The organism is Streptomyces sp. NPDC060064, from assembly GCF_042736455.1.
Classification (GTDB): domain Bacteria; phylum Actinomycetota; class Actinomycetes; order Streptomycetales; family Streptomycetaceae; genus Streptomyces.
Genome location: NZ_JBHWWF010000075.1, coordinates 1 through 17,689, shown reverse-complemented (window position 1 = coordinate 17,689; position 17,689 = coordinate 1). Strand labels below are relative to the sequence as shown.

The 17,689-nt window shown below is 70.2% G+C and carries 14 protein-coding genes; 8 read left to right on the top strand and 6 right to left on the bottom strand.

Features of this window, described 5'->3' with window-relative positions; all coding sequences use genetic code 11:
* Nucleotides 1-189: 189 nt before the first annotated feature.
* Nucleotides 190-1,461, bottom strand: a complete 1,272-nt coding sequence (locus ACFWDI_RS39930; RefSeq protein ID WP_385311895.1) for an extracellular solute-binding protein — start codon at nucleotides 1,459-1,461, stop codon at nucleotides 190-192.
* Between the two features lie 363 nt (nucleotides 1,462-1,824).
* Between ACFWDI_RS39930 and ACFWDI_RS39925 the strand changes: the two genes are divergently transcribed.
* From ACFWDI_RS39925 to ACFWDI_RS39915, 3 genes are all read left to right on the top strand, one after another.
* Entirely contained in the window at nucleotides 1,825-3,462 is a 1,638-nt protein-coding gene (locus tag ACFWDI_RS39925; RefSeq protein WP_385311893.1) for a glycoside hydrolase family 13 protein, read from the top strand.
* Between the two features lie 25 nt (nucleotides 3,463-3,487).
* Nucleotides 3,488-4,519, top strand: coding sequence for a LacI family DNA-binding transcriptional regulator (locus ACFWDI_RS39920; protein WP_385311891.1), 1,032 nt, complete (start codon nucleotides 3,488-3,490; stop codon nucleotides 4,517-4,519).
* Between the two features lie 85 nt (nucleotides 4,520-4,604).
* Complete coding sequence (locus ACFWDI_RS39915) at nucleotides 4,605-5,504, top strand: phosphatase PAP2 family protein (RefSeq protein ID WP_385311890.1); 900 nt, start codon at nucleotides 4,605-4,607, stop codon at nucleotides 5,502-5,504.
* A gap of 131 nt (nucleotides 5,505-5,635) precedes the next feature.
* Here the strand turns inward: ACFWDI_RS39915 and ACFWDI_RS39910 are convergent, their stop codons facing one another.
* Nucleotides 5,636-8,623, bottom strand: a complete 2,988-nt coding sequence (locus tag ACFWDI_RS39910; protein WP_385311889.1) for a bifunctional [glutamine synthetase] adenylyltransferase/[glutamine synthetase]-adenylyl-L-tyrosine phosphorylase — start codon at nucleotides 8,621-8,623, stop codon at nucleotides 5,636-5,638.
* A gap of 341 nt (nucleotides 8,624-8,964) precedes the next feature.
* Between ACFWDI_RS39910 and ACFWDI_RS39905 the strand changes: the two genes are divergently transcribed.
* The 3 genes from ACFWDI_RS39905 (at nucleotide 8,965) to ACFWDI_RS39895 (ending at nucleotide 12,243) form a co-directional block, all read left to right on the top strand.
* On the top strand, nucleotides 8,965-11,115 hold the full coding sequence (locus ACFWDI_RS39905) for a PIG-L family deacetylase (protein WP_385311888.1): 2,151 nt from the start codon (nucleotides 8,965-8,967) through the stop codon (nucleotides 11,113-11,115).
* Between the two features lie 66 nt (nucleotides 11,116-11,181).
* A complete protein-coding gene (locus ACFWDI_RS39900) occupies nucleotides 11,182-11,733 on the top strand; it encodes a pyridoxamine 5'-phosphate oxidase family protein (RefSeq protein ID WP_385311887.1) in 552 nt (183 codons plus the stop codon).
* 78 nt (nucleotides 11,734-11,811) lie between these two features.
* On the top strand, nucleotides 11,812-12,243 hold the full coding sequence (locus ACFWDI_RS39895) for a VOC family protein (RefSeq protein WP_385311886.1): 432 nt from the start codon (nucleotides 11,812-11,814) through the stop codon (nucleotides 12,241-12,243).
* Between the two features lies 1 nt (nucleotide 12,244).
* Here the strand turns inward: ACFWDI_RS39895 and ACFWDI_RS39890 are convergent, their stop codons facing one another.
* Nucleotides 12,245-13,147 carry a helix-turn-helix domain-containing protein gene (locus tag ACFWDI_RS39890; protein ID WP_385311885.1) on the bottom strand — a complete coding sequence of 301 codons (903 nt, stop codon included), beginning with the start codon at nucleotides 13,145-13,147 and terminating at the stop codon, nucleotides 12,245-12,247.
* 543 nt (nucleotides 13,148-13,690) lie between these two features.
* On the opposite strand from ACFWDI_RS39890, the gene ACFWDI_RS39885 reads away from it, so the two are divergent.
* Complete coding sequence (locus ACFWDI_RS39885) at nucleotides 13,691-14,221, top strand: GNAT family N-acetyltransferase (protein ID WP_385311884.1); 531 nt, start codon at nucleotides 13,691-13,693, stop codon at nucleotides 14,219-14,221.
* Nucleotides 14,222-14,260: 39 nt separating this feature from the next.
* Here the strand turns inward: ACFWDI_RS39885 and ACFWDI_RS39880 are convergent, their stop codons facing one another.
* Nucleotides 14,261-15,577: an aldehyde dehydrogenase family protein gene (locus ACFWDI_RS39880; RefSeq protein ID WP_385311882.1), complete on the bottom strand. Its 1,317-nt coding sequence runs from the start codon at nucleotides 15,575-15,577 to the stop codon at nucleotides 14,261-14,263.
* A 98-nt stretch (nucleotides 15,578-15,675) separates the two neighbouring features.
* The gene (locus ACFWDI_RS39875; protein WP_385311881.1) at nucleotides 15,676-16,017 is read right to left on the bottom strand and encodes a hypothetical protein; all 342 of its coding nucleotides are present in this window, start codon (nucleotides 16,015-16,017) and stop codon (nucleotides 15,676-15,678) included.
* Nucleotides 16,018-16,355: 338 nt separating this feature from the next.
* Between ACFWDI_RS39875 and ACFWDI_RS39870 the strand changes: the two genes are divergently transcribed.
* Nucleotides 16,356-16,925, top strand: coding sequence for a hypothetical protein (locus ACFWDI_RS39870; protein WP_385311878.1), 570 nt, complete (start codon nucleotides 16,356-16,358; stop codon nucleotides 16,923-16,925).
* A gap of 140 nt (nucleotides 16,926-17,065) precedes the next feature.
* Here the strand turns inward: ACFWDI_RS39870 and ACFWDI_RS39865 are convergent, their stop codons facing one another.
* Nucleotides 17,066-17,257, bottom strand: coding sequence for a hypothetical protein (locus tag ACFWDI_RS39865; RefSeq protein WP_385311877.1), 192 nt, complete (start codon nucleotides 17,255-17,257; stop codon nucleotides 17,066-17,068).
* Between the last annotated feature and the right edge of the window lie 432 nt (nucleotides 17,258-17,689).

Sequence of the window (17,689 nt, the reverse complement as noted above, 5' to 3'; positions counted from 1 at the left end):
GGCGGCCGGGCGCCACGGGGGTTTTTGGGGATCCCGCCCTCCCCGCCGCCGGAAATATCCCACCCCTTTCCCACATTTTCACCGCTGGGTGGGGGGCGGGGTGGACGGGCCGGTGGGCCGCCCTTCCCACCACGGGCGGCCGTCCGGCCCGTCCCTGTTCGGGAGCGGTCCGGACGGCCGGTGGTCGCCTTAGGAGAAGTCCTTGAGCAGCTTCTTGTAGGACTCGGCGGTGGTGTCGAGGCCCTTCTGGGTGCTCACCTTGCCCTGAAGGATCGCGGTGAGGTTGGTGCCGAGGTCGGCGAAGAGCGAGCTGTACTCGGGCAGCTCGGGACGCGGCCGGGCGGAGCCGGCGAGGATCGCCTGGAACTCGGTGATGCCGGGGGTGGCCTTGACCTCGGCGGTGTAGGCGGAGGTGCGGGTCGGCAGCGTGCCGTTCTTCAGCGCGATCTTGGCCTGGGTCTCACCCGAGGTCATGAAGCCGACGAACTTCTGGGCCGCGGCCTGGTGCGCCTTGTCGGAGCCGGCGTACACGGAGAGGTTGTGGCCGCCGGTCGGGGCGCCGGCCTTGCCGGAGGCGGTGGCCGGGACGTTGGAGATGCCCAGGTTGGCCTTGTCCTTGAAGGCCGCGCCCTTGTAGACGTTCGTCAGCTCCCACGGGCCCTGGACGATCATCGCGACCTTGCCGGTGTTGAACGCGTCCATCATGTGGGCGTAGGAGTCGGCGGTCACATCGAGCTTGGAGACGCCCGGCGCGGCGAGCAGGGCCTTGCTGGTGTCCACGGCCTTGACGGCCTCGGGCGAGTTGACCGTGATCTTCTTGCCGGCGGCGTCGACCATGTCGGTGCCGTCGCCGAAGAGGAACGGCAGCTCGAAGTAGGCGTCGGCGCGGAGGGTGAAGCCGTCGACGCCGGCCTTCGCCTTGACCGCCTTGGCGACGGTCTTCACCTCGTCCCAGGTGGCCGGCGCCTTGTCGTAGCCGGCCTTCTTCAGGATTTCCTTGTTCCACATCAGGCCGAGGGAGTCGGTGACGAAGGGGGCACCGTAGGTCTTGCCCTGGTACTGCGCCTGCTTGAGGAGCGAGGGAGTGATGTCCCCGGTGTTCTTGAGCGCGTCCGTGCCGTCGAGCGGGGCCAGGAACTGCGACTTGGCCCAGGAGGCGGTCCAGCCGACCTCGGCGCGGATGATGTCGGGGGCACCCTTGCTGCCGGCCGCGGTCTGGAACTTGTTCTGCGCCTGGTCGAACGGGACGTTGACGTACTTGACCTTGATGTCCTTGTTCGCCTTTTCGAACTCGGCGATCATCGCCTTGTAGGTCGGCGCCTCGTTGGTCGCGTTCGACGTGTCCCACCAGGTGAGGGTGACCGGGCCGCCGGCCTTGTCACCGCCGTCGTCCCCGCCGCACGCCGTCGCTGCCAGTGCCAGTGCCGCTACCAGCGCGGTGGCCGCTATGCCACGCCGCATGTGAACTCCTTCAGAGATGCCCGAGATGGCGGAGGCCAAGCCCCCTGCCGACCGCTCCCTCGCGGCGCCGGGTTCGGCAGGAACGTAACAAGGATGAAAGAGAGCGGAAAGACCTTGCGGCAATTTTCTGCAAGAGCGGGGGATCGTTACATCCACGTGTCCTGAGAGTTGCCATTAGATCGCTTGACGGCGGCCATTTCCGCCGCCCCGGGCACCTGCGGCAGACTCCTGCAACACCCCTCGCAAGCTCTTGCAGGGCTGTTATTTTGGTCCTCCGAGCACCGTCACCACGCGCCCACACCCATGTTGACCTCGTTAGTTGTACGTCCCCCCCGCCCCCGGACCGTACGAGAGGGACCTCCTATGACCCACGAACTCGCTTCCGCCGTCGCCCTGCCCGGCCCCGCGGCAGCCGAGGGGCCGCGTCCTGCAAGCTCTTCCACCAAGGGCGGCGGCTGGTGGCGCGATGCCGTCATCTACCAGGTGTACGTGCGCTCCTTTGCCGACAGCGACGGTGACGGCGTCGGGGATCTGCGCGGGGCCACCCGGCGCCTGCCTCATCTCGCCGAGCTGGGCATCGACGCCGTATGGCTCACACCCTTCTACGCCTCGCCGCAGGCCGACGGCGGCTACGACGTCGCCGACTACCGGGCCGTGGACCCGCTCTTCGGGGATCTCGCCGACGCCGACGATCTCGTCCGCACCGCCCACGGGCTGGGCCTGAAGGTGATCGTGGACATCGTCCCGAACCACACCTCGGACCAGCACCTGTGGTTCCGGGCCGCGCTCGCGGACCACGACGGGGGTGCGGCCCGCGAGCGCTACCACTTCCGGCCCGGCAGGGGCACCGCCGGTGAGCTGCCGCCGAACGACTGGGAGTCGGTCTTCGGCGGCCCCGCCTGGACCCGCACTCCGGACGGTGCCTGGTTCCTCCACCTCTTCGCCCCCGAGCAGCCCGACCTCAACTGGGAGAACGAGGAGGTGCACGAGGAGTTCGAGTCGGTGCTGCGCTTCTGGCTGGACCTCGGCGTCGACGGCTTCCGTATCGATGTCGCGCACGGCATGGTCAAGGCGGCCGGCCTGCCGGACATCGGCCACAAGGAACAGGCCAGGCTGATCGGCGCCCAGAAACTGCCCTTCTTCGACCAGGACGGGGTGCACGAGATCCACCGCTCCTGGCGCAGGCTCCTCGACTCCTACCCCGGCGACCGGATCGGCGTCGCCGAGGCCTGGGCCCCCGGCCCGGACCGGCTCGCGCTGTACGTACGCCCCGACGAACTACACCAGGCCTTCAACTTCCAGTTCCTGCGGTGCCCTTGGGATCCCGAGGCGATGCGCAGCGTGATCGACGAGTCACTGACCGCCACCGCCTCGGTGGGGGCGACCACCACCTGGGTGCTGTCCAACCACGACGTGGTCCGTCACACCACCCGCTACGGCGGCGGGCAGCAGGGGCTGCGCCGGGCCCGCGCGGCCGCGCTGCTCATGCTCGCGCTGCCCGGTTCGACGTACATCTACCAGGGCGAGGAGCTCGGCCTGCCCGAGGTCACCGATCTGCCGAGCGAGGTGCGCCAGGACCCCGCCTTCTTCCGCGCGGCGGGGCAGGACGGCTTCCGCGACGGCTGCCGGGTGCCGATCCCCTGGTCCGGCGAGGAACCGCCGTACGGCTTCGGCCCCGGATCCAGCTGGCTGCCCCAGCCGGAGAGCTGGCGGGAGCTGTCCGTGGCGGCCCAGACCGGCGACCCGTATTCGACGCTCGAGCTCTACCGCTCGGCGCTGGCGCTCCGCCGTGAGCTGCCGGGCGGCCCGATGCGGTGGCTGCCGAGCCCCGAAGGGCTGCTCGCCCTGTCCCGCCCGGGCCTGGTCTGCACCCTCAACGCCACGGGATCGGTGATCGAACTGCCCCTGCCGGGACGGCTGCTGCTCTCCTCCCGGACCATGGAGCCGACGGGTGACACAGCCCGTATTCCGGCTGATTGCTGTGCGTGGTGGGCAATCTGACGTGCGACCGGTACAGTCCAATCCTGTGACCGCACGGCTTGCCGACATCGCAGCCCAGGCGGGGGTCAGCGAAGCCACAGTCAGCCGCGTGCTCAACGGCAAGCCCGGTGTGGCCGCGGCAACCCGCGAATCCGTACTCGCCGCGCTCGATGTGCTCGGATATGAGCGCCCGGTGCGCCTGCGACAGCGCAGCGCCGGCCTGGTCGGCCTCATAACGCCGGAGCTGGACAACCCGATCTTCCCGGCACTCGCGCAGGTCATCGGCCAGGCACTGACCCGGCAGGGCTACACCCCGGTCCTGGCCACCCAGACCCCGGGCGGCTCCACCGAGGACGAGCTCACCGAAATGCTGGTGGACCGCGGCGTCTCCGGGATCATCTTCGTCTCGGGCCTGCACGCGGACACCACGGCCGACATGCAGCGCTACGACCAGCTGCGCGGGCAGGGCGTCCCCTATGTCCTGCTGGGCGGCTTCTCGTCCAAGGTGAAGGCCCCCTTCGTCTCGCCCGACGACCGGGCCGCGATGCACCTCGCGGTGACCCATCTCGCCTCACTCGGCCACACCCGGATCGGCCTGGCGGTCGGCCCGAAGCGCTTCGTTCCCGTGCTGCGGAAGATCGAGGGCTTCCAGCAGGCGATGGAGAACCAACTCGGCCTCGCCCCCGAGGAGTCCGAACAGCTCATACAGCACTCCCTCTACACACTGGAAGGCGGTCAGGCCGCGGCAAGCGCCCTGATCGGGCTCGGGTGCACCGCCGTGGTCTGCGCGAGCGACATGATGGCGCTCGGAGCGATCCGGGCCGCCCGTGGGCAGGGCCTGGAGGTGCCGCGGGACGTATCCGTGGTGGGCTTCGACGACTCTCCGCTCATAGCGTTCACGGACCCGCCGCTGACCACCATCCGGCAGCCGGTGCAGGCCATGGGTCAGGCGGCCGTCCGAACGCTCCTGGAGGAGATCGGCGGCACCCCCGCCCCGCACAGCGAGTTCGTTTTCATGCCTGAGCTGGTGGTTCGCGGTTCAACGGCTTCCGGGCCCGGAGCCGCCGGGCGTACCTGAGTCGCCCTCAAGGCGTACCGGATGCGTCGGGAACTCAACCAGGGGATGATCGGTCGGGGGACGGCATCTGGCAGACTCTCGTCCCATGGGTGAAACGACCGTGAAGACTATGGAAAGCCGGACGGCTGCCCCGTCACCCATGGTGGACGAGGCCCCCGAAGCGCCAGCGCGTACCCGGCTGCACACGCTACGGTCGCCCCGCCGCCCGCGGATCTGGTTCGAAGTCCTGCTGATCGCGGTCAGTTACTGGACATACTCGCTGGTCCGCAACGCTGTGCCGGAGCAGAAGGCGCAGGCACTGCGTAACGCGGACTGGATCTGGGATGCCGAGCACTCGCTCGGCATCGCGGTGGAGCAGACGGTCAACCACGCCGTGAATTCGGTGACATGGCTGATCGTTTCGATGAACTACTACTACGCCACCTTGCACTTCATTGTGACGATCGGTGTGCTGGTGTGGCTCTACCGCTGGCATCCGGGCCGTTATGCGGCTGCCCGTTCCGCCCTCTTCGCCACGACAGGTGTGGCTCTGGTCGGTTATTACCTCTATCCGCTCGCACCGCCCCGGTTGATGGACGGCCACGACTTCATCGATACGGTCCTGGTCCACCACACCTGGGGTTCGATGGCCTCGGGCAACCTCAAGAACATGTCGAACCAGTACGCGGCGATGCCGTCGATGCACATCGGCTGGTCGCTCTGGTGCGGCATGATCATTTGCGCTCTGGCCGCCGCGCCCTGGGTGAAGATCCTCGGCATCCTCTATCCGACGGCGACGCTGGTCGTCATCGTGGCCACGGCGAACCACTTCTGGCTGGACGCGGTGGGCGGCATGATCTGTCTGGCGTTCGGCTTCGCGGTCTCGTACGCCTGGTACCGGACGCTGCCGCATCAGCTGCCGCAGCTGGTGGAGAAGAACGACACCCTGGGCCGGCCGCTCCCCCGCTTCGGCCCCGGGCTGAAAACAAGCCCTTCCGGCGACTGAGGAGCGCGGCGCGGTACCGGACCCGAACAAGCCCTACCGGGCCAGAACAAGCCCCTCCGGCGGTTGAGGAGCGGGGCGCGGGGCGGCGCCCCGACAGGGGCGCCGCCCCGGGAATTCCACCCCGGCGCCCCCTACGCCCCGTAGAACAGCACCTCCACCACGGCCCGCGCCCTGCGCGTAATCCGGCGGTAGTCGTCCAGCATGTCGCCCACATGCCCCGGGCCGTACCCCAAGTACCGCCCCACTGCCGCCAGTTCGCGGCCGCCCGACGGGAAGGTGTCGCCCGCCCTGCCGCGTACCAGCATCACACCGTTGCGCACCCGTGTCGCCAGCACCCACGCCTCGTCCAGGATCTGCGCGTCCTCCGTGGAGATGAGGCCCGCCGCGTGCGTGGCCGCCAGCGCCTCGCGGGTGCGGGTCGTGCGCAGGCCCGGCTCCGCCCAGCCGTGGCGCATCTGGAACAGCTGGACCGTCCACTCCACATCGCTCAGCCCGCCGCGGCCCAGCTTGGTGTGGAGCGTGGGATCCGCGCCGCGGGGAAGTCGTTCGGACTCCATCCGGGCCTTCAGCCGGCGGATCTCGAGTACGGCGTCGTCGCCGAGGCCCTCCGCCGGATAGCGCAGCGGATCGACCAGATCGATGAAGCGCCGGCCCAGGTCCACGTCGCCCGCCATCGGCTCCGCCCGCAGCAGCGCCTGGCTCTCCCACACCAGCGACCAGCGCCGGTAGTAGGCCTCGTAGGAGGCGAGCGTGCGGACCACGGGGCCGCTCTTGCCCTCGGGACGCAGATCCGCGTCGATCAGCAACGGCGGGTCCGTGGTGGGCAGCTCGAGCAGCCTGCGCATCTCCGCGACGACCTTGTTCGCGGCCCGCGTCGCCTCCTGCTCGTCCTCGCCCTCACGCGGCTCGTGGACAAAGAGCACATCCGCGTCGGAGCCGTAGCTCTGCTCATGGCCACCGAAGCGGCCCATGCCGATGACCGCGAACCGTGCCGGCAGCGTGTCGCCCCACTGCGCGCGCACGGCGGCCCTCAGCGCGCCCGAGATCGTCGCGGCGTTCAGGTCGGTGACCGCGTTCCCGACCCGGTCCACGAGCGCGCCGGGGTCGGCCTCGGCCGGGCTGTCCTCGGTGCCGTACGAACCGATCAGATCCGCCGCGGCGGTACGGAACAGCTCCCGGCGGCGTACTCCACGGGCCGCGGCGACCGCGGCCTCCGCCGTGTCCGCGCGCCCGACGGCCGCCAGGACCTCCTGCTCGAGCGCCTCCCTGCCGCGCGGCGCGAGGCCCTCCGGGTCGCCCAGCAGGGCCACCGCCTCCGGGGCCCGCAGCAGCAGGTCCGGGGCGAGCCGCCCGGCGGACAGCACCCGCGCCAGATTCTCGGCGGCCGCGCCCTCGTCCCGCAGCAGCCGCAGATACCAGGGGGTCTTGCCGAGCGCGTCGGACACCTTGCGGAAGCCGAGCAGACCGGCGTCCGGGTCGGCCGAGTCGGCGAACCAGCCGAGCAGCACCGGCAGCAGGGTCCGCTGGATCGCGGCCTTGCGGGTCACGCCCGACGACAGGGCCTCCAGATGGCGCAGCGCGGCGCCGGGATCGGCGTAACCCAGCGCCTCGAGCCGCTGCCGCGCCGCCTCCGGGCTGAGTCGCGTCTCGCCGGGTGTGAGCTGGGCGACGGCGTCGAGCAGCGGCCGGTAGAACAGCTTCTCGTGCAGCCGTCGCACCACCGACGCATGCCGCTTCCACTCCTTGTTGAGCTCGGCGACCGGGTCCGTACGCAGGCCGAGCGAACGCCCGAGGCGGCGCAGATCGGCCTCGTCCTCCGGCACCAGGTGCGTACGCCGCAGCCGGTAGAGCTGAATGCGGTGCTCCATGGCGCGCAGAAAGCGGTACGCCTGGTCCAGCTGCGCGGCGTCGGCCCGGCCCACGTATCCGCCGTGCGCCAGCGCCCGCAGGGCCTCCAGCGTGGTGCCGCTGTGCAGTGTCGCGTCGCCGCGCCCATGCACCAGCTGCAGCAGCTGTACGGCGAACTCGACGTCCCGCAGACCTCCCGGGCCCAGCTTGAGCTCGCGTTCCACCTCGGCGACCGGAATGTTGTCGACGACGCGGCGGCGCATCTTCTGCACGTCGCCGACGAAGTTCTCGCGTTCCGCGGCCTGCCACACCAGTGGTGAGACGCCTTCGATGTAGTCCTCGCCGAGCGCGAGGTCACCGGCGACCGGACGGGCCTTGAGCAGCGCCTGGAACTCCCAGGTCTTGGCCCAGCGCTGGTAGTACGCGAAATGGCTGGAGAGCGTACGGACCAGCGGGCCGTTGCGCCCTTCGGGCCGCAGATTGGCGTCGACCGGCCAGATGGTGCCCTCGACCGTCGTCTCGGAGCAGATCCGCATCAGATGGGAGGCCAGCCGGGTCGCGGCCTGGATGGCCTTGCTCTCGTCGGCGCCCTCCACCGGTTCGCCGACGAAGATGACGTCCACGTCGGAGACATAGTTCAGTTCGTGGCCGCCGCACTTGCCCATGGCGATGACGGTGAGCCGGCACTGAGCCGCGTCCGCGGGCGCGGCGCTGCGGGCCATGGCGAGGGCCGCCCGCAGCGTGGCCGTCGCCAGGTCGGCCAGTTCGGCTGCGGTCTGGGCGACATCGGTCGTACCGCACACATCGCGGGCCGCGATGGACAGCAGGCACCGCCGGTAGGCGATCCGCAGGGAGACAGGGTCGATGGCGTCGGCGAGGCCGCGTTCGAAATCGGCGACGCCCGGGTGTAGATCGGTCGCCTCGTATGTGACGAGGGCCTGCCAGTCACGCGGATGGCGGGCCAGATGGTCGCCGAGCGCCTCGGAGGCACCGAGCACTCCGAGCAGCCGGTCGCGCAGCGGTTTCGCGGTGATGAGGGTGTCGAGGAGGCTCTGGCGCTCGGCCGGGTCCTGCGCCTCCACCAGCCGGACGAGGCCGCGGAGCGCGAGGTCGGGGTCGGCGGTGGCCCCGAGCGCGTCGAGCAGCACCGGGTCCGTCCGAGCGGAGGACATGTCGGGGAGGTCGAGCAGACGTTCGGCGGCGGAGGGATCGGTGAAGCCGTGCCGCAGCAGTCGGGTGAAGTTACTGCTCCTGCGCCCCGGCACCGTCATTCCGCGGTCTCCTGTCCTGCTTGCCCTGCCCTGCCTGCCCGGTCCTGCTGCCCTGCCCTGCCTGTGCCCTGTTCCGGCCGGACTCTGCGGTCCCGTACCGGCCGATCAAGGTCCGGATTCGAGCGTAGCCGCAGGGGCGCGCGGGGGACCCCGGTGAGTCCCGGCGCGGATGAAGTGTGAGCCGCGGTGCGGATGACGTGACATGGGACATGTTGTTCGGCCTTCGGGGCGAATGAACCGCATGCTCGATTTTTCCGTCTTCTTGGCCGACCAGCACTGATCGCTCTCGATCACTGCTGGTCAGGACCCTTTGACCCCTTGAAAACCGAAGGCACAACCGCATGCTGTCGTCCGGGCCCCGCCGCTCCGCCCTGCTGTCCCGTCGTGGCCTGACGGCGGCCTTGATCCTGGCTCCGCTCGTCGCCATCGCCTGCCTCTCCGGCGCCGAGGAGGCCACCTCCGACGCCCAGGAGAACGTGATCCCGGCGGCCCGTCCCGCGGGCGCTTCCGTGATGCAGATCGTCGCCCACCCGGACGACGACCTGTACTTCATGAACCCGGACACCAGCCAGTCGGTCGGCGCCGGCCGCGCTCTGACGTCGGTGTACCTCACGGCGGGCGAAGCGGACGGCGTGAACGCGTCCAAGAGCGCTCCGGGCGGCGGCCCGTTGTCCGCGGACGCGCTCGCCAAGCTGCCCGCCGCCGACAAGGGCCGCTACGCGGAGGCCCGGCAGAACGGCATTCGCGCGGCCTACGCGGAGATGGCCACCGGCAACCGCACCAGCCCCTGGCAGCGCACCACGATCCCCACCGCCGGCGGCGGCACGGCCGAGCTCGACACCCTCAAGACGCGGCCCGAGGTCAACCTGGTGTGGGTGCAGCTGCACGAGGCCGGCTCGATCGCGGGCGACCGCCCGAAGAGCCTGCACGGCCTGTGGGACGGCCAGGTGGACACGCTCGGCTCGCAGCTCGCCTCCGGCGGCCCGGTCACCAAGCGCTTCGCGTACACCAAGGAGGAGGTCGTCGACACGGTCGCCGGTCTCCTCGAGCGGTTCCGCCCGACCCACGTCCGGATGCAGGACCCGACGCCGGGCCGCAACGCCGCGTCGGGCAAGTTCACCGATCACCAGGACCACATGTACGCCGCGCGGTTCGTGCAGGCGGCGCTCGCGCGGTACGCCGGCTCACCCGGCCGTCCCGCCTTCAGCGTCCAGAACTATCTGGGCTACTTCACCAGCGGACTGCCGCGCACCCTCGACCCGGCCACCGCCGCGGCCAAGCTGCGCACGCTGAAGACGTACGCCTGGCTGGACGGCGAGGACCACTGCGGCGACAAGGCCGGTTGCGGCGACCGCAAGGTGGCCGCCCGCCCCGCCGGCCACGGCTGGGCGCAGTCCGTCCGCTACACCCGCGGCGAGTCCACGTCCTGGGTGCAGCCGGGCAGGGACGGCGGGCTGTGGGCGTTCTCGGTGCTCGACACGCGGCTGGCGGTCTGGCACAAGGCGGCCGGGCCTGCCGGAGCCAAGGGCGCGTGGACCGGTCCGAAGCTGCTGGCGGGCGAGGGCATCGACAGCGGAGTGACCTCGGCGAAGCTGCCTGACGGGCGGATCGCGGTGTTCGGCACCCGTACGACGCTGGGCGACGGCCCGGAGGACTACCGCAGGGACGTCGTCACGACCGTGCAGCGCACACCGGACGGCGCGTTCGGGCCATGGCACTCGCTCGGCACCCCCGAGCGCGACGACGCCTCCAAGACCTCCGACATCAGCGCCCCGGCGGTGACCGTGAACAGCGCCGGCCTGATGACCGTCCATCTGCGCAACGGAAGCCACTCGCTCAGCTCCACCGCCCAGCGGCCGGACGGCTCCTGGACGCCGTGGCAGGCGCGGGGCGGCCGGAATCTGCATGGCGACCCGGTCGCCGCGACCGACGCGAAGGGCCGCCAGTACGTCTTCGTCAGCACCGCCCGCTCGGTCGTCTCCTTCATCCAGCCGGCACCCGGCGCGCCGCTGACCGGCCCGACCGCGACCGGACTGCCGCCGACGACGCTCACCCTGAGCGCGGGCCGTGACGGCGACGGCGTACGACTCTGGTTCCGCAAGCCCGGCTCGGGCGATGTCCGCACGGTCCGCTTCTCCGGCACCGGCGTCTCACCGGTCACGGAGCTGGGCGGCCTGGCGGGCTTCGGTCCGGTCAGCGTCTCGGGCCCGGACGACACCCTGCTCGCGGTCCGCTCCAGGACCGGGGTACCCGGCACGGCGCTGCTCGCACCGGCCGTCGCGGGGACCGGCGGAACGGGCGCGGCAGGCAGGTCGGCGCAGACCGGGCGGGCCCAGTGGCGGGCGGCCGGTTCACTGTTCGCGGGCGCGCCGTCGGGCGTACCGGGCGGGGCGAAGGACACGGGTCTGGCGGCGGTGGGCCTGGACGGCCGCCTGTACTGGGCGCAGGCCGATCCCCGCGGTTCGCTGGCTTCCTGGACCCCGGTCGGCTGACCGATGAGTACGGGCGCGGGGCGCGGTCTACACATTCGGTGACCCCGAATGCGAGAGGACCGCGCCATGCCCGAGAACGACCGTGTGAACAGCCCCGGAAACGACCCCGAGGACGAGCCCCAGGCAGAGCTGGACGCCCGGTACAGCGACGAGAAGGCCACCACCGCCGACTGGTCCCGGGCGGTTGAACGCCTGAGCGCCGCCGAGATCTTCTGGCTGTCGACCGTACGGCCCGACGGCCGTCCGCACGTCACCCCGCTGATCGCCGTATGGCACGACGGCGGGCTGCATTTCTGCACCGGCGCGGACGAACGCAAAGCGAAGAACCTCCGCCACAATCAGGAGGTCGTCCTCACCACCGGCGCCAACGCCCTGAGCGAGGGCTACGACTTGGTGGTCGAGGGCGAGGCGGTGCGGGTGACCGACGAGACGCGACTGCGGGCGCTGGCCGGGGTGTACGTCGAGAAGTACGGCGAGGACTGGACGTTCGAGGTCCGCGACGGCGCGTTCGTGGGCGGCGGCGGCCCGGCGCTGGTCTTCCGGGTCGCGCCGCGCACGGCGTTCGGCTTCAGCAAGGGGGACCCGTTCGGCCAGACCCGCTGGCAGTTCGCCCAGTGACCTCGACCGCTCTCCACCCAATCGGTCTCAGCTCAATCGGTCTCAGCTCAATCGATCTCAGCGAGGGGAACACCACCGATGGAAATGACGCTTGAAGTGATCATGGTCCCGTCCTCCGATCTCGACCGGTCGAAGACGTTCTACGAGGACGGCTGCGGCTTCAAGGTCGACCTCGACCAGGAGGTGGCCCCCGGCATCCGCATCATCCAGCTGACCCCGCCCGGCTCCCGCTGCTCGATCGCACTGACCAGCGGCATGCCCGACCACCCCGGTCAGCAGGCCATGACCCCGGGCTCACTCCAGGGCCTCCAACTGTGCGTGATGGACATCGCCGCGGCCCACACGGCATTGACCGACCGGTCCGTGCCCGTCAGCGCGATCCAGCATGTGGGCCGAGGGGGCTGGGAGGACGGCCCGGGCGAGACATGGAACTCGTTCATGTTCTTCAAGGACCCGGACGGAAACGGGTGGGTGGTCCAGGAGGCCCCGGCGCCACTCGCGGAACGCTGACTCAGGCGGCCAGGTCTCCGCGCGCGGCGCAGCCGGGGCAGCATCCCGGTTCCGGAGCGCGGAAGGCGCGGTCGCAGCGGTCGCAGTTCTGGAGCGGGTCGGGGCGGGGTGTGACCGCGACGGCCGGGAGCGGCGGGGGCAGCATCGCCGTCAGGCGGTGGGCGAGGAGAGCCGCCGGGTGGTGGATCGGGTCGGCGGGCAGCGCCGCGGTGAGGGTACGGCGTACGGCGCCGGGCTCGATGCCGCGTTCCAGCCAGGCGGACACGGCAGGGGCGAGGCGGCGGACGTCCCGCGCCGAGAGCAGGAGCCGGGGGTCGTGGGCGCGCAGGCCGGCCAGCAGCTCGGCGGCGGTGCGGTGGCGTTCGAGGTCGGGCGTCTGCGGCTCGGGAAGCGGAGCTGGGGCGGGCCTCGCCGGCCTCGAGAGGGCGGGGGCGGGTGGCTCGGGTGTCGGCCCGCCGGCGGCCGGTGCAGGTGCCGCTGGTTCGGGCTCCTCGGGCTCCGGTGCCGGTTCGCGGCGGGGTGCGGAGGCGGTTGCCGGGGCGGCGGGTCGGGCCTGCGGCTTGTTGTACGAGATCGTGCGGGTCACGATCTGCCCGGACGGCATACGTTCCTTGATCCGTGCCATATAGCCGTGCGCCTCCAGCTCCCGCAGAGCGGCGGCGATCCGGGTCTCCCCCTCGGGGAACTTCGCAGCCAGGGCCTTGATGCCGACCAGGGCACCGTCGGGCAGCGACTGAATGTGGGTCGCAAGACCGATAGCGGTCAGCGACAACTCGGGGTGCTGGGCGAGGTGGTTTCCGACAACAGTGAACTGTTCGGGGTGGCGTTCGTCCACGTGGCCAACTCCGGGTCGGGAACGGGCGGACCGAGCGCGCAGGCGCGCGCTAAAGTGCTGCTCAGCCATCGGGAAGGCTCCGACTTCCTCGGTGGTCAGGCCCTCGTTCGGGATTGCAGTCCCGGCGGGGGCCGTCTCATGTGTGATGTTGTGTGTCGCGGCCGACCCTGCCGCACCGAATCCCTTGATCGCCAGCCGAGTTGGCGCGGATCACTCGTGTGAGTGACCAGGCGGGACGGGGTTGGGTTTGGTTGGTTCTTTCCCTGGTTCTTTCTTCTTTTGGCATCGGGCCGAGCCGGGGCGCCCGGTTCCGCGACCCGGCCGGAATTGGTCATGGCGCAAGATCGAGTTCAGCCCGGACCGTCTTGCATCCCGGCGACGGCGGGACCTGCCTGCGCTTCAAGGGCCCGGCTGGTGGTTCACGCGTACCGAGTACGAGCCACCCGGCCGCTGTACGAAGTGCAGCGGCCCCGCGATCACCAGGGGGCGTCGCGAAAGTGGATCAGCGCCCCGGATGATCACTCGCTGGAAAGCGCACCGTTCAAGCAGCCACAGGCACCGGCTGGCACACATGCCTGTTCACACGGGATGCGCGAGCGCTATCGTCGCCCCATGCCCGAACTGATCGCGCCCAAGGGGCAACTGCACCCCTCATGGCTCGCGGCGCGTGATGAGTGGCCCCCTGGTGCCCATCAGGACGGGGCCGGCCTGCGTCTGGCGCCCGATACCGACCTCGACAGCCCTGAGGGTTTCTCGGCATGGATCGAGCGGCTGCTCCAGCAGGGCGACAACTCGGTGCCCGTCGGAGCAGGGCGTGTCCACGCCACGCACTGGTGGATCGTCGAGCACGACACCTACCTCGGGGCCATCGATCTGCGGCATTACCTGAACGCCATTCTGTTCGAGGCGGGTGGGCACATCGGCTACAGCATCAGGCCTTCTGCCAGGAGGCGCGGTCTGGCCACATGGGCCCTGGGAGCGGTTCTGCCCCAGGCTCGTGCGCTCGGCTTGGACCGGGTCCTCGTCACCTGCGACGACGACAACATCGGCTCGGCGCGCAGCATCGAGCGCAACGGCGGTGTCGTGGAGGACGTGCGCAGTACCTCCCTGGGCGTCAAGCGCCGCTACTGGATCACTCTCTGAGCAGGGCTGCGGCCCTGCTGATCACCGCCACTCGTTCATTCAGCCGAGCGGCATGTCCAGCACGGCCTTGCGGTGGCTGAACCTCTCCAGCGAGTAGCGGCCGTGGTAGCTGCCCATGCCGCTCTCGCCGACCCCTCCGAAGGGCAGATCGGACACCGTGAGATGAGCCATCGGGAGGCCGAACCCGACGCCGCCCGAGGAGGTCTCCGCCAGCAGCCGGTCGCGGGTCGTGGCGGATTCCGTGAACGCGTACAAGGCCAGCGGCTTGTCCCGGTCGTTGATGAACGCGATGGCCTCGTCGAGGCCGGCGACCTCCACGATCGGCAGAATCGGACCGAAGATCTCCTCGGACATGACCGGGGAGTCCGGCGACACTCCGGCCAGTACGGTCGGGGCGAGATAGCGGCTCGCGCGGTCGTGCCGGCCCCCGACGACCGGACGGCCCGAGCCGAGAAGGCCGGTCAGCCGGTCGAAGTGCCGTTCGTTGACGATCCGCCCGTATTCGGGCGAGGCCGCCGGGTCATCGCCGTACGCCTGCTGCACAGCAGTCTCCAAGGCGTCCTCGAGCTTGCTCGCGGTCACCGGGTCGGTGAGCACATAGTCCGGGGCTACGCAGGTCTGGCCCGCGTTGAGGAACTTCGTGGCTACGAGCCGGGAGGCCACCGTCTGCAGGTCCGTGCCCTGGTCGACGAACGCGGGCGACTTCCCGCCGAGTTCCAGAGTCACCGGGGTGAGGTGCGCGGCGGCCGCGCGCATCACGATGCGGCCCACGGTTCCGTTGCCGGTGTAGAAGATGTGGTCGAAGTGCTGCTCCAGCAGGGCGGTGGTCTCCGGGACGGCGCCTTCCACCACGGCAAGCGCGTCTCTGTCGACGAACCGCGGCAGCAGCTCGGCGATGACCCGGGAGGTGGCCGGAGCCAGCTCGCTCGGCTTGGCGACGACGCAGTTGCCCGCGGCGAGCGCGCCGACCACCGGCGCGAGCAGCAGGTGCGCCGGATAGTTCCAGGGCGCGATGACCAGTACGACACCCAACGGGTCCCGCACCGTCCATGCCGTCGCCGTACGCAGACGTTCGGGAACCTCAACGGGCTCGGGCCGCAGCCACTCCTCCAGCTGTTCCAGGGTGTGGTCGATCTCGCCCACCGTGGAGCCGATCTCGGTACGGAACACCTCGCGCTCACTCTTGCCCAGGTCCGCACGGAGCGCGGCAGCGAACTCCTGACTGTGCTCGGTCAGCATGGTCCGCAGGCCGATCAGCTGCTCGGTACGCCAGGAAAGCGGCTTGGTACGCCCGGTGCGGAAGGTGGCACGCAGCCGGGCGACGACATCGGCGGGCTGTTCAGCGTGTGAGTGCACGACGGCTCCTCGATACGAATGTAGGTGCATCTACCAACAATGAAGCGCGGCTGGTACTTCGTGGTCGCCGAACAGATTTCGGCCGGCGTCGGCGCACCTCAGTGGACAAGGCTGTAGCTCCGCCACGGCTTGGCGACGGGCGCGATGTTGTCGGACAACGTGGTCGCCACATACGTCGTCGTACCCCGGGAGCAGTTCGCGTTGGGGTACAGAACCATGTCCACCATGGTGTTGTTGACGACCCTGACCGCACCGGCGGGCCCGAGGCGGTGGCAGCCCGTGACCAGGGGGTTCGACACCGTCACCACACGGTTCTGCTCCGTGCTGTACGAGATGGTGCCCACCGCGTCGCGGGCGAGACCGGAACAGCCCGAGACGGCGAAGGTCAGCAGCACGGCCCCGGCGGCGACGCGGAGACGCCGGTGATCGGTCACGGACATGGGCGGTCCTCGTCTGTGCGGGAAAGTCCTGGTGAAGCCACCCTGCCGGTTTCCCGGCGGGGCGGCATCCGGGGAGCGGCCGGCCGGGCTACGGCGCCGCCGAGGCCGCCGCCGGGCCGCTGGGCGACGTGCCGCGTCCCCGCCACCCGAGCCCCGGGAGGGGCACGCCAACACAAGGCATATTCCGGCCCGTTGAGTGATGAATGGCATGAGTGGCGTCTTGTGGACATCCATACAGAAAGCGGTTGTCCACCCCGCTGACGCCCCGAGAGACTCATTGGCATACCCGCCGCAAGAGCGCGGGCATTCAGCTCGAGAACCAGTTGGGGGAATCACGCATGGCGTTACGCAAACTGACCGCGTCGGTGTTCGCCGTCATGGCACTCGTCGCCGCAGCACTGATCGGACTCACCGGCACGGCCTCCGCCGCAAGCGGTAACAGCCACACGGACTTCGCCGCCCAGGCGAAGCAGGCGGGGCTGACCGGCGCCCAGGCGAAGCAACTGCAGACCACGGTCGACGGCTACCTCACCACGGTGGGCGGGAAGCAGGTCGCCGCCAACAAGATCGAACTGGCGGGCAAGGGCGAGATCGTCGTCGCCGTACCCGGAGAGCGCTACGCCCGCGACCTGCGCAGTGCGGCGGGCCCGAAGGCTGCCTGTCCGTACGAGAACTTCTGCATGTGGACCGGCACCAGCTTCACCGGCACCCAGTTCAACCTGTGGAAGTGCCAGACGTACGACCTTTCGAACTGGAACGGCCCCGGATCCTGGAGCAACAACCAGACCCCGGGCACCAGGGCCAGGTTCCTGGACCGCGGCTACAACACCATCTACACAACGCCCGGCGCGTACGCCAACAACGGCAATTACGACTGGGCCCCGGTCTGGCACGTCATCCCGTGCTAAAGGTCCCCTGAGACAACGCCGGGCCAGAGGCGAACTGCGTCTGGCCCGGATCGTTGCTCTGTCGGCTGAGCGCCGCTGACCTGCGCCTACAGCACCGGCAGGTTCTTGCGCAGCTCGAAGGTGACCTCGCTGCGGTACTCCTACGTCGGTGCGGCAAGCTTCGCCAGGTGGTGCAGCGAGTTGGCGAGATGCTCAGGGCCGAACGGCGGGAACTGGATGTATTCCCGGATGAACTGCGGCACCGCCGACCAGTCATAGGTGAGCGTGACCTCAGTCTCGGACGGACCGAGCGGCGCAAGATCGTAACGCCAGATCCAGCCGCCGAACTCCACCCGTCGCCCTTCTCCTGCCCCGTCAGCCAGCCAATGGCGCGCGGCGGGTCGAGCACCTGGACCTTGTTGGCCACCTGGTAGTCACCGTTTGGATGGTTTGGGTGATACATGTCCATCCGGAAGACCTGCCCCACCTCGGTCAGCGGCGCCCGGTCGGCAGCTTCCTGAACCCAGCCGGTGCCGTCGATCGCAGAATGGGTCGTCGGGTCGGCCAGCACCGCGAACACCCTCTCGGCGGGCACGGCGACAGTCAGGGTGGCGCTCACGTTCTCCTGGTCCACGGTGTGCACGCTCCTTGTCATCTCGTCTGGGGCCCCCGCAGGCGCGGAGGGGGACGTTCCCAACATGCAGACGACGCGGCGAGGCGCAACTCATCGGTCGTGGGGGGGGGGGGGCCAGGCCCCCGCCCCCCCGCCCGCCCCCCCCGCCGCG

What these genes read in the sequence shown, in the direction of transcription:
- ACFWDI_RS39930 (WP_385311895.1), bottom strand. Translation starts at nt 1,461, where the DNA reads ATGCGGCGTGGCATAGCGGCCACCGCGCTGGTAGCGGCACTGGCACTG.
- ACFWDI_RS39925 (WP_385311893.1), top strand. Translation starts at nt 1,825, where the DNA reads ATGACCCACGAACTCGCTTCCGCCGTCGCCCTGCCCGGCCCCGCGGCA.
- ACFWDI_RS39915 (WP_385311890.1), top strand. Translation starts at nt 4,605, where the DNA reads ATGGGTGAAACGACCGTGAAGACTATGGAAAGCCGGACGGCTGCCCCG.
- ACFWDI_RS39910 (WP_385311889.1), bottom strand. Translation starts at nt 8,623, where the DNA reads ATGACGGTGCCGGGGCGCAGGAGCAGTAACTTCACCCGACTGCTGCGG.
- ACFWDI_RS39905 (WP_385311888.1), top strand. Translation starts at nt 8,965, where the DNA reads ATGCTGTCGTCCGGGCCCCGCCGCTCCGCCCTGCTGTCCCGTCGTGGC.
- ACFWDI_RS39900 (WP_385311887.1), top strand. Translation starts at nt 11,182, where the DNA reads ATGCCCGAGAACGACCGTGTGAACAGCCCCGGAAACGACCCCGAGGAC.
- ACFWDI_RS39895 (WP_385311886.1), top strand. Translation starts at nt 11,812, where the DNA reads ATGGAAATGACGCTTGAAGTGATCATGGTCCCGTCCTCCGATCTCGAC.
- ACFWDI_RS39890 (WP_385311885.1), bottom strand. Translation starts at nt 13,147, where the DNA reads ATGGCTGAGCAGCACTTTAGCGCGCGCCTGCGCGCTCGGTCCGCCCGT.
- ACFWDI_RS39885 (WP_385311884.1), top strand. Translation starts at nt 13,691, where the DNA reads ATGCCCGAACTGATCGCGCCCAAGGGGCAACTGCACCCCTCATGGCTC.
- ACFWDI_RS39875 (WP_385311881.1), bottom strand. Translation starts at nt 16,017, where the DNA reads ATGTCCGTGACCGATCACCGGCGTCTCCGCGTCGCCGCCGGGGCCGTG.
- ACFWDI_RS39870 (WP_385311878.1), top strand. Translation starts at nt 16,356, where the DNA reads ATGGCGTTACGCAAACTGACCGCGTCGGTGTTCGCCGTCATGGCACTC.